The sequence below is a fragment of the Endozoicomonas atrinae genome, from assembly GCF_001647025.1.
Classification (GTDB): Bacteria; Pseudomonadota; Gammaproteobacteria; order Pseudomonadales; family Endozoicomonadaceae; genus Endozoicomonas; species Endozoicomonas atrinae.
In genome coordinates this window covers 1-14353 of record NZ_LUKQ02000048.1, presented here as the reverse complement: position 1 = coordinate 14353, position 14353 = coordinate 1, and the positions used below count along the sequence as shown (strand labels likewise).

The 14353-nt window shown below is 49.9% G+C and carries 14 protein-coding genes and 1 tRNA gene; 12 read left to right on the top strand and 3 right to left on the bottom strand.

What is annotated here, in order from left to right; genetic code table 11:
• Positions 1-146 precede the first annotated feature (146 nt).
• The 4 genes from AK963_RS09135 (at position 147) to AK963_RS09120 (ending at position 2075) form a co-directional block, all read left to right on the top strand.
• The gene (locus tag AK963_RS09135) at positions 147-899 is read left to right on the top strand and encodes a hypothetical protein (protein WP_066015156.1); all 753 of its coding nucleotides are present in this window, start codon (positions 147-149) and stop codon (positions 897-899) included.
• 278 nt (positions 900-1177) lie between these two features.
• Entirely contained in the window at positions 1178-1477 is a 300-nt protein-coding gene (locus tag AK963_RS09130) for a hypothetical protein (protein ID WP_066015155.1), read from the top strand.
• A 27-nt stretch (positions 1478-1504) separates the two neighbouring features.
• Positions 1505-1807: a hypothetical protein gene (locus AK963_RS09125; protein ID WP_066015154.1), complete on the top strand. Its 303-nt coding sequence runs from the start codon at positions 1505-1507 to the stop codon at positions 1805-1807.
• A gap of 10 nt (positions 1808-1817) precedes the next feature.
• Positions 1818-2075 carry a hypothetical protein gene (locus AK963_RS09120; protein ID WP_066015153.1) on the top strand — a complete coding sequence of 86 codons (258 nt, stop codon included), beginning with the start codon at positions 1818-1820 and terminating at the stop codon, positions 2073-2075.
• A gap of 488 nt (positions 2076-2563) precedes the next feature.
• Here the strand turns inward: AK963_RS09120 and AK963_RS09115 are convergent, their stop codons facing one another.
• Positions 2564-2881 carry a hypothetical protein gene (locus AK963_RS09115; protein WP_066015152.1) on the bottom strand — a complete coding sequence of 106 codons (318 nt, stop codon included), beginning with the start codon at positions 2879-2881 and terminating at the stop codon, positions 2564-2566.
• A 391-nt stretch (positions 2882-3272) separates the two neighbouring features.
• On the opposite strand from AK963_RS09115, the gene AK963_RS09110 reads away from it, so the two are divergent.
• From AK963_RS09110 to pnp, 8 genes are all read left to right on the top strand, one after another.
• Positions 3273-3349, top strand: a tRNA-Met gene (locus AK963_RS09110).
• A gap of 133 nt (positions 3350-3482) precedes the next feature.
• A complete protein-coding gene (gene rimP, locus AK963_RS09105) occupies positions 3483-3941 on the top strand; it encodes a ribosome maturation factor RimP (RefSeq protein ID WP_066015151.1) in 459 nt (152 codons plus the stop codon).
• Between the two features lie 91 nt (positions 3942-4032).
• Positions 4033-5526 (top strand): transcription termination factor NusA, encoded by a 1494-nt coding sequence (gene nusA / locus AK963_RS09100; protein ID WP_066015150.1) that lies wholly within the window; start codon positions 4033-4035, stop codon positions 5524-5526.
• Positions 5527-5552: 26 nt separating this feature from the next.
• Positions 5553-8141, top strand: a complete 2589-nt coding sequence (gene infB / locus AK963_RS09095) for a translation initiation factor IF-2 (protein ID WP_066015149.1) — start codon at positions 5553-5555, stop codon at positions 8139-8141.
• 167 nt (positions 8142-8308) lie between these two features.
• Positions 8309-8707 carry a 30S ribosome-binding factor RbfA gene (gene rbfA / locus AK963_RS09090; protein WP_066015148.1) on the top strand — a complete coding sequence of 133 codons (399 nt, stop codon included), beginning with the start codon at positions 8309-8311 and terminating at the stop codon, positions 8705-8707.
• 3 nt (positions 8708-8710) lie between these two features.
• Positions 8711-9787 carry a tRNA pseudouridine(55) synthase TruB gene (gene truB / locus AK963_RS09085; protein WP_066015147.1) on the top strand — a complete coding sequence of 359 codons (1077 nt, stop codon included), beginning with the start codon at positions 8711-8713 and terminating at the stop codon, positions 9785-9787.
• A 153-nt stretch (positions 9788-9940) separates the two neighbouring features.
• Positions 9941-10210 (top strand): 30S ribosomal protein S15, encoded by a 270-nt coding sequence (gene rpsO / locus AK963_RS09080; RefSeq protein WP_066015146.1) that lies wholly within the window; start codon positions 9941-9943, stop codon positions 10208-10210.
• Positions 10211-10617: 407 nt separating this feature from the next.
• Positions 10618-12729: a polyribonucleotide nucleotidyltransferase gene (pnp, locus tag AK963_RS09075; protein WP_066015145.1), complete on the top strand. Its 2112-nt coding sequence runs from the start codon at positions 10618-10620 to the stop codon at positions 12727-12729.
• A 113-nt stretch (positions 12730-12842) separates the two neighbouring features.
• On the opposite strand, the gene AK963_RS09070 is transcribed toward pnp, so the two are convergent.
• Together AK963_RS09070 and AK963_RS09065 are read right to left on the bottom strand one after the other, a co-directional pair.
• Positions 12843-13040 (bottom strand): hypothetical protein, encoded by a 198-nt coding sequence (locus AK963_RS09070; protein WP_066015144.1) that lies wholly within the window; start codon positions 13038-13040, stop codon positions 12843-12845.
• A gap of 80 nt (positions 13041-13120) precedes the next feature.
• A complete protein-coding gene (locus tag AK963_RS09065) occupies positions 13121-14212 on the bottom strand; it encodes an NAD(P)-binding domain-containing protein (protein ID WP_083232554.1) in 1092 nt (363 codons plus the stop codon).
• Positions 14213-14353 lie beyond the last annotated feature (141 nt).

Below are 14353 nucleotides of genomic sequence, written 5' to 3'. Positions count from 1 at the left end.
ATCAGTGGTTATTGAATGTTAACTTGCCGGATGCGGCTGGTTGTCCGTATGGCCAGCAGATTTCGATTACTGTTTAAGTGCTTTACTCGGCAGAAATTTCGCTGAATTATAGAGTTTCAGAATGTTTGCTGTGAAAAGGATTTCATATGAACGCAATCATTAAAGACTATGTTCATGGCTATGCTGTTGATGTGGGCTGGAGCAGGATATTCCCGGTCAGACTCAAAGTGGCAAAAGCTCTGATGAGTGTATTTCCTGCACTGGTGGGCTACCAGGTCTCCTGTCATGGCTATATCCGCAAGGATCATGAATGTATCCTGACGTTTGAAGAAGCCAGCCGACGGATGAAAAAGGCTGGCGTATCCGCATCGCTGCGATCAAAAATTCTTGAGACCACTCAGGAGATGGGGTGTTTTTTTGCTGATGAAGCCCCGTTGCTGGATGTTTACGTCATTATGGATGGGCAGCCTGTTACGATTATTGATGAAGGGCAATGCTTGTTTCCGACTCCGTTCCCTCTGTCGACCTGGAAGCGGATCACTGAAGCGATGCAGCCTGAAGAGTACGCTCAGGCAAACTGGCCAAAGAGACGCCGGATGATTTTGAATACTATCAGACACAATGTTGGCTTTTACGACTGTTACTCAAAAATGATGGATAATGAGAGTGCCATGCGGCTTTTTGTGGATTACGTAAAACGCTATTTTCCAGAGCTGGTGACGGGGCTGTCGGATTTCCTTGAGAAGAAAGCCCATTATGGCCTCAAACCGGTGAAATCGGTGATGGCTGCTGAAGTTGACGATGAGGCGTGTGATGAGGCAGAAAAGCGTCGGGCTCGATACTCTGATTTGTACGAACTGACTTATGATGTGTTTTCCGGTGTTTTTAGCAAGTCATGAGTACAGCATCATCAACCTGAATGATGGTAGGAGTGAGTGTCGTCCCCGGCCAGTTTTCTGGGTTCTGGTCATATATTCCCGCATGCCTTTGACGCAACTACGTTGTTGGCTTCGCTTACTCACTGGGACACCTGGTGGGTCATCCAGTTTATATGGAAGCCATGCATTGCAGGTGTTTGTCAAGATCAGGCAGTTAATGGCAGACTATCAAACGGGGTGATGTTCTCCTCTGTCTCAACAGTCAACGCTCATCTCTATAAAATAACAAGGATGTCGACATGTCGGATTTTGAAGAGGGGTCAGTGATTCGCTATACCGGAGACTCTATCCACAATCTTGAAGCCGGTGACATAGGATTGGTGTTTCACTTTGAAAAGTCAGATGACGAGGAAGCTGATTTATTGGTGGCTTTCTCCAATGACAGTGTTCAAGATTTCACTACGCTGGAAATTGATGACCTTGAGTTCCTTTTTGTATTTGACGATTCTGAGCTTATTGAACAGCTCTCTGAGTCGGTTGAAGATGGTCAGGGTGTTCCTCCCGAAGTGATCGATTTCTTGAGCGAAGTCTCTCGTTAAACGTGTTCATCCTGCAAGGAGGCAGATATGGCAAGGCCGAGAGTACGGGTTAACTTTGCTGGCAGAAGTGATGGGCAATGTCGGCATTGTGGCAAAACACGTCCGGTAGTGGATTTTTCAGAAGCGGTTCATTCGCTGGATGCGTTAAAACGGCGGGAGGTGCTTCTGTCACCTGAATTTCCTGATTGTTGTGAAACCCTTCGCTCAGAGGTTGAGCTTGAGTACGTGGCTTTGGCTCATGCACGTTTAAATGTTGTGTTGATTGATGATTGGGACGATGATTCGTTGTCATTGGCAACACCGGCGGAAAGTTCTGGCGAGCTCCATTAAGGTATGCATTATGTCCGATCAGGATAAAATCTGGGTGCCAACGCAGTGTGATATTTGCGGCAAGGCACGAAGTTTCAATGAGCTTACTGCAATCAAGGCTTACTTTGCATCAGATCCACCTGATCGTGCTACGTCGACCTTTCGTTCGAGAGCTGACCCTTACGGTGCAGTTTACCACTGTAAAGACAATGCGGTGTGTAAGCATCACGCGATGGAAATAGCGCAGGCGGTCAGAAATCATAATGAGCGGGAGGTGGCTCTTCATTGAGGGTAAACGCTGATAACTGTACTAATCGATCGTTTAGGCATGCGTGCTGGATACGATCGTTCTCACGATTAACTGTTGGCAGGTGATGTAAACGAACAGTGTAAGTGGTGCAATCACTCCCCCGTACTCTTCATCAGGTTCTCTCTGTACTGGTCTCTCGGGCTGTTTTTGAATTTCAAATGCATCAAGAGGAAAGGTTGGCTGGGGGCTGACCAAATGGGGTGATTTATTATTTCGCTTCACTATAAAAAATATAAATAAAATTGTATTTAAAAATAAAAGCTATCTCCTCAGTCTCCCAAAAACGCAAAAGCTAACCTATTGAAAAACAAGAGTGCCAAGCGTTCTTGAGGGGGCAGTGCCTGTATGGGCGTACGAGTTCGAGTCTCGTCTTCGGCACCAAATAAAAGCTGTAAGAATTGTTCTTACGGCTTTTTTTGTGTCTGCTTTTTTTGGTGCTCCGTTTTCTCTCTGCTGTTTCTTTGTTGTTATCCTTTCTTTGATGTTTCTTGTTCTTTGGATAATGCCTTGTTGATTTTTTGAATCATACCTTGCGTAACCCGATCTTCGCCAAACATTATGCAGGCTGCCAGGCAGCAAGCGGTTGATAGGCGGAAGCCTCCTGCCTGCTGTTTTTTATAGTGCCAGCCATAGCGTGTCAGCGACTTATAATTGCAATCAATCTGATACGTGCTGTTTTCGTAGTGCGGCTCGGGGGTGATGTGAATTGTTCCGAAGTTGCCCCTTAGGGAAAATGGTTGCCTGTTCTGGTGGGAAAAAAACTGAATCAGGTCGCTAAGATTCATTGTTGTTTCTCTTTATTGCGAATGCTTCCATTGTGTTTCTAATGCATCACTCATGCCATCAAGGCGGGTTGTCTTGATCTTGATGGTGTTGTCGGGTTTTTCTTCCCTGTATGAAAGGGGGGTTTGTGGGTAGATGGTGTGGGGGGTGTAACATAGCGGAACATCGGCAGGGTTGAGGCTGTGCTTTGGTTAAGTTGACAACTGTGTGAAAAGGAAGATAATAGAGCGGTTTTTTATGGTGTAGAGTTTTGGCGCTAAGCGTTGTGTGCTGCTTTTGTAAGGTTTAATGGGTCAAATTCAGAACTGATTCTTTGCTTTGGGGGCAGTATATTTGATATAGGGGAGAGGTTGTCAGCTGGCTCTTGCCGCAGTATACTGATGGACACTTTGATGCGGGGTGGAGCAGCCTGGTAGCTCGTCGGGCTCATAACCCGAAGGTCGTTGGTTCGAATCCAGCCCCCGCTACCAAACCCTGAAAAACCCCCTTTGCGGGGTTTTTTATTAGGTAGCGAGTAATTGATGTGTGATGACTGTTCTGGTCATTGTGCGAATATATGGGGCTTTATAGCCCTTTTTTTGTTTTTTTAGCAGGTATTCAGTCGTGGCAGGTAAGCAGTCGCAGCTGGAGGCACTTATCGAGCCGATCGTGGAGTCGCTTGATTACCGTCTCTGGGGTATTGAGTTTGTTTCCCGTGGGCGGAATTCGCTGCTTCGGGTCTATATCGATGCAGAGAATGGCATCGCCCTGGATGATTGTGAAAAGGTCAGTCGTCAGGTGAGTGCTGTTATGGATGTAGAAGACCCAATTGCGGACGAATATACCCTGGAAGTATCTTCTCCGGGATTAGACAGGCCGCTGTTCCGGCTTGAGCAGTATGAGATGATGGCTGGCTATATGGTCAGTATTCGCCTGAGGGTGCCTTTTGAAGGACGCCGAAAGTATCGGGGCATCATCAAGGGAATTGAAGATCAGGATGTCGTTATAGAGGCCGATGGCCATGAGCTTCTGTTGCCAATCGATAGTATCGAGAAGGCGCAGGTGATACCACAGTTCGACTGAATTATCCTTCAGGCCGGGCGGATATCCCGGTTTAGCGGCCAGGGATGTGTTGGCATAGGCATGGACTGGTTCAGCATAGGCGAGGCAGAGCATGAGTAAAGAGATTCTGTTGGTCGTAGAGTCCGTATCCAATGAGAAGGGAGTACCGCCCGAGGTAATCTTTGAGGCGTTGGAAACCGCTCTGGCGACAGCGACCAAAAAACGGTATGAAACCGAAGTGGATATCCGGGTGGCGATCAACCGGGCTAGTGGGGAGTACGATACATTCCGTCGTTGGACTGTGGTTGCTGACGAGGACTTTGAGTTTCCCGGCATGCATCTGACCCTGGATGAAGGCAAGGAGAACGACGAGTCTCTTGAGATTGGTGGTATCTGGGAAGAACCGGTTGAGTCGGTAGGTTTTGGGCGAATTGCTGCTCAGACAGCCAAGCAGGTAATTGTTCAGAAGGTGCGTGAAGCTGAGCGCCTTCAGATGGTTGAACAGTACCGTGACAAAATGGGTACTCTGATTTCCGGTACCGTCAAGAAGACAACCCGCGACAGCATTATTGTTGATCTCGGTAACAACGCTGAGGCGGTGTTAAAGAAAGATCAGGTATTGCCTCGTGAGAATTTCAGAATGGGGGCTCATGTTCGGGCTCTGCTTCATGAAGTGTCCACAGAAGGTCGTGGTCCTCAGTTGATGCTTTCAAGAACAGCGCCGGCAATGCTGATTGAGCTGTTCCGTATTGAAGTTCCTGAGATTTCAGAAGAAGTGATTGAGATTAAAGGTGCCGCTAGAGATCCGGGTTCACGAGCCAAGATTGCCGTGAAAACCAATGATGGCCGGATTGATCCGGTAGGTGCCTGTGTTGGTATGCGTGGTGCCCGTGTTCAGGCGGTCTCCGGTGAGCTGGGTAATGAGCGTGTTGATATCGTTCTTTACGATGATAACCCGGTTCAATACGTGATTAATGCCATGCAGCCGGCAGAAGTGGCTTCGATCGTTGTCGATGAAGATAAAGGCACGATGGATATTGCTGTCAGTGAAGACAATCTGGCTCAGGCTATTGGTCGTGGTGGGCAGAATGTCCGCCTTGCCAGTGAGCTGACGGGCTGGACTCTTAATGTCATGACAGAAGAGGATGCAGCCGCCAAGCAGCAGCAGGAAGCGGGTCGTGTGGCTCAGACCTTTATGGAAGGGCTGGATGTTGATGATGATCTGGCTGAGCTACTGGTGGCGGAAGGTTTTACCTCCATGGAAGAGATTGCATACGTTCCTCTGGAGGAGATGCTGGCCATTGAAGGCTTTGATGAAGATATCGTTGAACAGTTGCGCTCAAGGGCCAAGGATCAGTTATTGACTCAGGCCATTGCCCAGGAAGAAAAGCTCGATGGTACCCAGCCTGCTGATGACCTTCTGAATATGGAAGGTATGGAGCAGCAACTGGCCTATGAGCTGGCCAGTCGCGGTGTTGTCACGATGGAAGACCTGGCTGAACAGTCGATCGATGACCTTCTGGATATTGAGGGGATGGATGAAGATCGGGCTGGTGAGCTGATCATGACGGCGCGGAAACCGTGGTTTGAAGAAGCGGGTAACTGAGCGGGCCACTGAGAGGAGAAGTGTTAATGGCAGATGTAACCGTAGAGCAACTCGCAGCAGTGGTCGGCGCTCCAGTGGAGCGGTTGTTGCAGCAGATGAAAGACGCTGGTCTTACTAAAAGCAGCGGCAAAGAGTCTGTATCCGATGCAGAGAAACAGCAACTGCTGGCCCACCTGAAGCAAACTCATGGTGATGCCGGTACCGGTTCTGAACCGACCAAGATTACGCTGAAGCGTAAGACGGTCAGCCGCATGAAAGTGTCTGGTGGCAGTTCTGGTAAAAATAAAGTTGTTAACGTAGAAGTGCGTAAGAAGCGCACCTATGTCAAGCGCGATGCGGCTGAAGAGGCTCCAAAAGCTGATGAGGCTAACGCTCGTTCCGACAAGCAGGAAGAGCGCGGCCAGCGTCGTGATGATCGTGGTCAGCGTAAGGACGATCGTGGTCCTCGCAGAGATGATCGCGGTGCTCGAAGTGATGAGCGTGGTGCTCGTTCTGGTGATCGGGCTCCTCGCCCGGGTGGTGACCGCTCAGGTGGTGAGCGTGGCCCTCGTCCAGGTGGTGATCGTGGTCCGCGTCCAGGTGGTGACCGTGGTCCGCGAACAGGTGGAGCTCCAGCGCCTTCAGCGGCACCATCTTTTGGTGATGCGCCACCGCCTCCGGCTGATGATCGCAAGTCTCGTAACAAGCGTGGTACCAAGGGCAAAGATCGTCGTAACGACAATGATGATCTGCCGCGTCGTGGCAAAGGTGGTCGTAACGAGCGTGATGACCGCCGTGGTGGCAGTCGCAAATTTGCCCGTACCATGGCGCCTGAGTCCATGGCTGCTCACGGCTTTACCAAGCCAACAGCGCCGGTGATTCGTGAGGTTTCTATCCCGGAAACCATCACTGTGGCAGAGCTGGCCAGCAAAATGGCCGTCAAAGCTGCTGACGTTATCAAAGTGATGTTCAAAATGGGCTCCATGGTAACGATTAACCAGGTGATCGATCAGGATACCGCCAGTATCGTGGTTGAAGAGATGGGCCACAAATACCGTCTGACCAAGGCAGATGCCATCGAAGACACGCTGGTAGACGATCAGCTGGAAGAGGTGGTTTACGAAGCTAAGCCGCGTGCACCGGTTGTTACCGTAATGGGTCACGTTGACCACGGTAAGACGTCGCTGCTCGATTACATTCGTAAGAGTCGCGTTCAGGCTGGTGAAGCTGGTGGTATTACCCAGCACATTGGTGCTTACCATGTAGAAACGGATCGTGGCATGGTGTCCTTCCTGGATACTCCTGGACACGCGGCGTTTACAGCTATGCGTGCCCGTGGTGCAAAGGCGACCGATATCGTCATTCTTGTTGTTGCTGCGGATGATGGCGTGATGCCTCAGACTGAAGAAGCCGTCCAGCACGCGAAAGCCGCTGGTGTGCCAATCGTTGTCGCAGTGAACAAGATGGATAAGGAAGACGCGGATCCGGATCGCGTTAAGAACGAACTGTCTGCCCGTGATGTTATCCCTGAAGAGTGGGGTGGCGACACTCAGTTTATGCCGGTGTCTGCATTGACTGGTCAGGGCGTTGAGGAGTTGCTGGAAGCGGTCATTCTTCAAGCGGAAGTTCTCGAGCTGGCGGCGCCAGATGAAGGACCGGCCAAAGGTGTGGTTGTTGAATCCCGTCTGGATAAAGGACGTGGTCCGGTTGCTACCGTGTTGGTACAGGCTGGTATGCTGAACCAGGGTGATAATATTCTGGTGGGACAGCAGTATGGCCGTGTGCGTGCCATGCTGGACGAAAACGGCAAGGCTATTCAGGCAGCAGGTCCATCCATTCCGGTGGAGATTCTGGGTCTGGATGGTACGCCGGATGCCGGTGACGAGATGGTCGTGGTTCGCGATGAACGTAAGGCTCGTGAAATCGCCATGTTCCGTCAGGGTAAATTCCGTGAAGTTAAACTGGCTCGTCAGCAGGCGGCCAAGCTGGAAAATGTATTCTCCAGAATGGGCTCTGCTGAGAAGAAGATGCTCAATATCGTGTTGAAGGCTGATGTTCGAGGCTCTCTCGAGGCATTGACCAGCTCACTGCAGGAGCAGGGTAACGACGAAGTTGAAGTGCGCGTTATTTCCAGTGGTGTTGGTGGTATCACTGAAACCGATGCGAACCTGGCGCTGGCTTCCAATGCGGTCATTGTTGGCTTCAACGTTCGTGCTGACGCTTCTGCCCGCAAGGTGATTGAAGCGGAAGAGGTGGATCTGCGTTACTACAGCGTTATCTACGACATTATTGATGATGTCCGTAAAGCGCTGACCGGTATGCTGGGCTCCGATACTCGTGAGCAAATCGTGGGTACTGCGGAAGTTCGTGAAGTGTTCCGTTCTCCGAAGTTTGGTGCTGTGGCTGGCTGTATGGTTATTGAAGGTACGGTGTACCGTAATGATCGTATTCGAGTCCTCCGTGATAACGTGGTTGTCTATGAAGGCGAGCTGGAATCCCTGCGTCGCTTCAAGGATGACATGAACGAAGTTCGTAACGGTATGGAGTGTGGTATTGCCGTTAAGAGCTACAACGACGTTAAGCCTGGTGACAAGATTGAAGTTTACAAGAGTGTTGAAGTTCAACGTACCCTGTAATCGGTTTTCAGGTCTCAAGTAAATAATAAACCCGCAGCTGAGCTGCGGGTTTTTTTGCACCACACAGCTCAAAGCATTCTTGCTTCTATGAGTAAAAAGGCACAAGTCACAAAGGGAAAGGTTGCTTTGTGTCTATGTGCCTTTGTGGTTTACGGAGTGAGTATTCAATGGCTAAAGAGTACAGTCGTACCCAGCGCGTAGCCGACCAGATTCAAAAAGAGCTGGCTCAGCTGATTCAGCTGGAAATGAAAGATCCCCGTCTCGGCATGGTGACCGTCAGCATTGTTGAAGTCAGTCGGGATATGTCCTTTGCTGATATCTACGTCTCATTCCTGGGTGTGGATGATCAGGAAAAAATTGATGAATCCTTGAAGGTCCTGAACCAGGCGGCAGGCTTCCTGCGCTCCCAGCTGGCGCGGGCAATTAAATTACGTTTTACCCCGCAGCTCCGTTTCTTCTTTGATAACAGCCTGCGCCGCGGTGCTTACCTCTCCTCCCTGATTGATCAGGCGGTAGCGAAAGACGCCCGTTCCGGTAAAGACAGTGAAGAAGATTCTGAGGAATAAATCATGGCAAGAAGAGGTCGTCGAGTTAACCGCGGTCGTGCGGTTGATGGCATCATTGTTGTTGATAAAGTGTACGGTGCTTCCTCTAACGAAGTGCTGCAGCGGGTAAAACGGTTGTTTAATGCAGCCAAGGCTGGCCATACGGGCAGCCTTGATCCGCTGGCGACAGGTGTTTTGCCAATCTGCCTGGGGGAAGCGACCAAGTTTTCCCAGTATTTGCTCGACTCTGATAAGTCCTACCGTACCACCATGAAAATGGGGGTAAGAACCACGACGGGTGATCGTGAGGGGGAGATTGTTGAAGAGCGTCCTGTGACAGTAACCCGCTCTGATGTGGAAGCTATTCTGCAGCAGTTCCGGGGTGATGTTGAGCAGGTGCCCAGCATGTATTCTGCGCTTAAGCACAATGGCAGACCGTTGTACGAATATGCCCGTGAAGGTATTGAAATTGAGCGACCTTCACGAACCATTACCATTCATCGTCTTGAGCTGTTGGACTTTGATGGTGATGAGTGTGTTTTCGAGGTTGACTGCACCAAGGGAACCTATATCCGTACATTGATTGAAGATATTGGCGAAGCTCTGGGCTGTCTTGGTCATGTTGCTGAACTGAAGCGTCTCAAAGCAGGCCCTTACACCGAGCATCAGGCGCACTCTCTGGATGAGCTTGCGGCAATGCGTGATGAGGCCCGTGAGGCTGCCCTGGGTGTCGATGAGCGTATTGAGTTTGCAGAGTTGTCCGGGCTGGCAGAAGAGCTGGGGCGTGACAAGCTGGAAAAGGCTCATTCAGAGCGCCTGAAGGAGTTGTCCAAAACCCGGAATAAGGCGGGTGATCGAGTGATTGATGATCTGCTGTTGCCTCAGGATAGTGCTGTCAGTGACTGGCCGCAGGTAAAACTGGGTGAAACCAGTAGCTACTACATTTCTCAGGGCAATCCCGTTCAGGTGCCTCAGGCGCCTACCAGTGGTAATGTCCGCATCTATGGCGTTGCTCAAGGTGTTGAAGGTGTGGTGTTCCTGGGGATTGGTGAAATTACCGATGACGGTCTGGTTGCGCCTAAGCGTCTGGTTAAAGGCTGATTCATCAAAAATGCTGAGTGGCCATCCATACATAGTTTTTTTGGACGCGTTCACAACATAGTGATAGAATCCGTCGCTTGTTTAAATGGCTGGCTGTAAATATGCACGGTCATGCCGGTTTTATGTAATGCATATTATTCTGGAGAAATTAACATGGCTTTGACTGCTGAACAAAAAGCTGAAATCCTGGCTAACTTCGCTCGCGCAGAAGGCGATACTGGTTCCCCTGAAGTTCAGGTGGCGCTGCTGACTGCTAACATCGAAGGCCTGCAGGGACACTTCAAAGCAAATCACAAGGATCACCATTCCCGTCGTGGTCTGATTCGCATGGTAAACCAGCGTCGTAACCTGCTGGACTACCTGAAGCGTAAAGACGTTGAACGTTACCGTTCACTGATCCAGCGTCTGGGTCTGCGTCGTTAATACGGCTTAATACTGAGCGGCTCTTACTTAAGTGGTACGATCCGTTATAAAATGGGAGGCTGGTGTCTTGATATCGCCTCCCACAGTCAAGGCACCGCAAGCTGCATTTATGTGGCTAGCGGTGTTTTGCTATTTGTACCTTACGTCTTGACGTTGATTTGGGTACGCAGGCTGAATGCTTTCCGTGTGAGGGGCATCTGTCTGGTTAATTATGGCTTTGAATTTTGAGCCCATGATTGACAAAACTCTCCGATCTGCACTCTGTATGCATGGGGTGCAATTCAGAAACTTTCGTTCCTGTAATGGAGGTTTGTGGATTGCATCCATTCTCTATGACAGCGAGGATGCAGATTTGGGGTACTATTTAATGAAGAAAGGACAATAATGTGAGTACTGCTCCAAAAGCAATGACTAAATCTTTCCAGTTCGGTGAACAAACCGTTACTCTGGAAACCGGCCGCGTTGCTCGTCAGGCATCCGGTGCTGTTCTGGCCACTATGGGTGAACTGCAGGTTCTGGCTACTGTTGTTGGCGCTAAAAGCGCCCGTGAAGGTCAGGACTTCTTTCCTCTATCCGTTCACTATCAGGAAAAAGTGTACGCTGCCGGTAAAATTCCGGGTGGTTACCTGAAGCGTGAAGGTAAGGCCAGTGAAAAAGAAACCCTGACTTCCCGTCTGATCGATCGTCCTATCCGTCCGCTGTTTCCGAAAGGCTTCATGAACGAAGTTCAGGTCATCATCACTGTGATGTCCGTGGATAAGAAAAACGATCCAGATATCCTTGGTATGATCGCTACGTCTGCAGCACTGGCTATCTCCGGTATTCCGTTTGCTGGCCCGGTGGGTGCTGCCCGTGTTGGTTTTACTGAAGATGAAGGGTACATCCTGAACCCGACCTTTGAACAGCTCAAAGCATCTGAGCTGGACATGGTGGTTGCTGGTACCAAAGATGCGGTGTTGATGGTTGAATCCGAAGCTCAGGAGTTGACCGAAGACGAAATGCTGGGTGCGGTTCTGTTTGCTCAACAGGAGTACCAAGGTGCTATATCAGCCATCAGCGAGTTTGCTGCTGAGGTGAGTGCGCCAGCCTGGGAGTGGGAGCCAGCAGCTGAGAAAACCGCTGTTAAAGAAGCAGTGGTTTTCGGTTTTGAGCAGAAAATCCGTGACGCATACGGCATCACCATCAAGCAGGAGCGCAGCACCAAGCTGTCTGAACTCCGTGCTGAAGCAGAAGCTCTGCTGGCTGGTGACGAAGCTGAAGGCAAGTTCAGTGCTGACGACGTACAGGCGTATTTCAGCAAGCTGGAAAAATCTGTGGTTCGTGGCAACATCATCAATGGTCAGCCACGTATCGATGGTCGTGACACTAAAACCGTCCGCCCAATCAACGTAGAAGTCGGCGTTCTGAAAAAGACCCATGGTTCCGCCCTGTTTACCCGTGGTGAAACTCAGGCTATCGTAACCACGACTCTGGGTACCGCCCGTGATGCACAGTTTATTGATGCGCTGGAAGGTGAAAGCCGTGACCCATTCATGCTGCACTACAACTTCCCTCCATACTCTGTAGGTGAGGCTGGTCGTATGGGGCCTCCAGGGCGTCGTGAAATTGGTCATGGTCGTCTGGCTCGTCGTGGTATTCAGGCAGTTCTGCCAACGGACGAAGAGTTTCCATACACCATTCGTGTGGTTTCTGAGATCACTGAATCCAACGGTTCCAGCTCCATGGCGTCTGTCTGTGGTTCTTCTCTGGCACTGATGGATGCAGGTGTTCCTCTGAAGGCGCCGGTTGCTGGTATCGCCATGGGTCTGGTTAAGGAAGGTGAGCAGTTTGCTGTCCTGACCGATATTCTGGGTGATGAAGACCACCTGGGTGATATGGACTTTAAAGTAGCCGGTACTGCCCATGGTGTTACTGCGCTGCAGATGGATATCAAGATTGCCGGTATCACTGAAGAAATCATGGATATCGCTCTTGAGCAGGCCTTGCAGGCGCGTCTGCATATCCTGGCCGAGATGAATAAAGTCATCGCCCGTTCACGCAGCGAGCTGTCGCCAAATGCACCGATGACCATGACCCTGAAGATCGATCAGGACAAGATTCGTGACGTTATTGGTAAGGGTGGTGCAACTATCCGTTCTATCTGTGAAGATACCGGTGCATCGGTTGATATTGCTGACGATGGTACCGTTAAGATTTACGGTGAGACTCGCGAAGCCTGTCAGGCAGCTTATGACCGTGTTTACGGTGTCACTGCTGAGGCTGAAATCGGCAAGATTTACAACGGTACAGTAACTCGCATTGTTGAGTTTGGTGCTTTTGTTAATATTCTGCCTGGTCAGGATGGTCTGGTGCATATTTCCCAGATTGCTGACCATCGGGTTGAGAATGTTGCTGACTACGTCAAGATGGGTCAGAAGCTTGAAGTGGTTGTGATGGATCTGGACAACCGCGGTCGTATCAAGCTGAGTATGAAAGAAGTTGCTCGTATTAAAGAGCAGCAGGCTGCAGCGACTGAGTAATCGCTACTTCTGGGAGGCTGGCCTTAGCGCCAGTCTCTTCTTCACAATTTGACTGTTCAGTGGAACTTCCGAGTATCACCACCCCCTCTTCCTTTTATATCTCAGTTTTTTCATTACTGGTTTCTGCTTTTTCTGCTTTCCCTGTCCTTAATGGTTTCTGCGGCGCTGACTGAATGGCCAAGGCTGAAGCGCTGGAATTTTTCACCGGTACAAGAGCCGACAAGAAAGAGATTGCTGATTTGCGTTTCCATGGTTTCTGGCTCAAGTTCTTCGGCGTCAAAATCCAGCAGTGTGCCGTTGGCGTTTTTCATAAAAGAGAAGTCGGGTTCTGAGCCAATAAGAATGGCGTAATGGTCAAACTTCTGGGTAATATCTTCTTCCTCGCCAGTCCTCAGGATGCATGTATCGTTTCGAATCTCGAGTAGTTGATCAGTTGTTGATAGTTTTCAGACTCTGCTTTTCCTGAAATTAATTCTGCCAGTGCGTGGTGTTCCTTATAGCTCTCCGGTGAGAGAGACTTCAGGGCGTTATAGGGCTGATTTGGTCGATATTTGGCTTCCAGCCTGGTGTGCTCCCGGGGTAGAACGTGGGTAACCTTGAGTTTTTTACACATGGCATCCATTATGGTGTCTGCTGCTGACAACCCTGTGCCAATGACAAGAATGCTTTTTCCGGGTTTCAAGTGGCTTGTATTCTGAATAGCCTGAGCTGTGGTGTGTGATACATTTGGGTTGTTATTTTCGCCGTTAATCTTCAAAGACTTTGGTATCATCCTTCCGTTTGCCAGTATCAGATATTGGCAGCTTACCTGGGTTTGATCATCTAATTCTACATGCCAAAGGTGCTCCTTTGGATATGCTGTGGTCACGGTCCGGTTGAAGAACATGCGCTCTTGGGGGAGGTGGGTATTGGCATAGTCCTGATAGTATCTACACAGTGAAGCTGCATCTGTTTTGGCAAAATGCGGTGTGTTGTGTCGAGCCAGATTTTGGTTATTCCCATCTATTGGGGCATCTGGCAGAGCCATCCATGTATCAGGGCTAATGGTTTTCTGGTTTGGATCGTAACTGTTCCAGCTGCCCCCGGCCTTGCTCTTGGAAATCAGGATCCAGTCTACTGCTCGCGCATTATTTTCCTGCCAGGCCAGACAGTTTACTGCCTCATCCAGTGTGGTGTGTCGAAAGCTATCAAACCAGCACCCCGAAGGAGTTGAGCCTCTACAGGATGACAGATCATCAGGCAGCTGGTCTTGGTATATACGCTGTCCGTGAGCAATAGCGGCATGCCGCTCTTTCAATTGACAGGAGTCTGGTGTGTGGGTGTATTCCAGGCCGTTCAGCTGGCGTGCTGTAGACAGAGCGGTCACGCCGCCGCCAACAACAATGGCAGTAACCTGTTTGCCATTCATTGTTGCAGTAGAGTTACCCGGTGGAGATCCGGTTCCTTTTGTTGGCGATATTGGAGTAAGTGGTGGAACCATCATAATAAATGCAGTTCATACCAATCGCATTTTCTAAATCCTTAAGCTGCCGCCAACTATGCTTAGGCATCATTACCATGCATTATCTAGAACAGATGTCTCGTCGACCACAGCTACCCGAAGGTTTTAATGATGTTGATTTTC

Bases quoted from the DNA above. Each gene is read 5' to 3' on its own strand.
- AK963_RS09135 (WP_066015156.1), top strand. From the start codon at position 147: ATGAACGCAATCATTAAAGACTATGTTCATGGCTATGCTGTTGATGTG.
- AK963_RS09130 (WP_066015155.1), top strand. From the start codon at position 1,178: ATGTCGGATTTTGAAGAGGGGTCAGTGATTCGCTATACCGGAGACTCT.
- AK963_RS09125 (WP_066015154.1), top strand. From the start codon at position 1,505: ATGGCAAGGCCGAGAGTACGGGTTAACTTTGCTGGCAGAAGTGATGGG.
- AK963_RS09120 (WP_066015153.1), top strand. From the start codon at position 1,818: ATGTCCGATCAGGATAAAATCTGGGTGCCAACGCAGTGTGATATTTGC.
- AK963_RS09115 (WP_066015152.1), bottom strand. From the start codon at position 2,881: ATGAATCTTAGCGACCTGATTCAGTTTTTTTCCCACCAGAACAGGCAA.
- nusA (WP_066015150.1), top strand. From the start codon at position 4,033: ATGAGTAAAGAGATTCTGTTGGTCGTAGAGTCCGTATCCAATGAGAAG.
- infB (WP_066015149.1), top strand. From the start codon at position 5,553: ATGGCAGATGTAACCGTAGAGCAACTCGCAGCAGTGGTCGGCGCTCCA.
- rbfA (WP_066015148.1), top strand. From the start codon at position 8,309: ATGGCTAAAGAGTACAGTCGTACCCAGCGCGTAGCCGACCAGATTCAA.
- truB (WP_066015147.1), top strand. From the start codon at position 8,711: ATGGCAAGAAGAGGTCGTCGAGTTAACCGCGGTCGTGCGGTTGATGGC.
- rpsO (WP_066015146.1), top strand. From the start codon at position 9,941: ATGGCTTTGACTGCTGAACAAAAAGCTGAAATCCTGGCTAACTTCGCT.
- pnp (WP_066015145.1), top strand. From the start codon at position 10,618: ATGACTAAATCTTTCCAGTTCGGTGAACAAACCGTTACTCTGGAAACC.
- AK963_RS09070 (WP_066015144.1), bottom strand. From the start codon at position 13,040: ATGAAAAACGCCAACGGCACACTGCTGGATTTTGACGCCGAAGAACTT.
- AK963_RS09065 (WP_083232554.1), bottom strand. From the start codon at position 14,212: ATGATGGTTCCACCACTTACTCCAATATCGCCAACAAAAGGAACCGGA.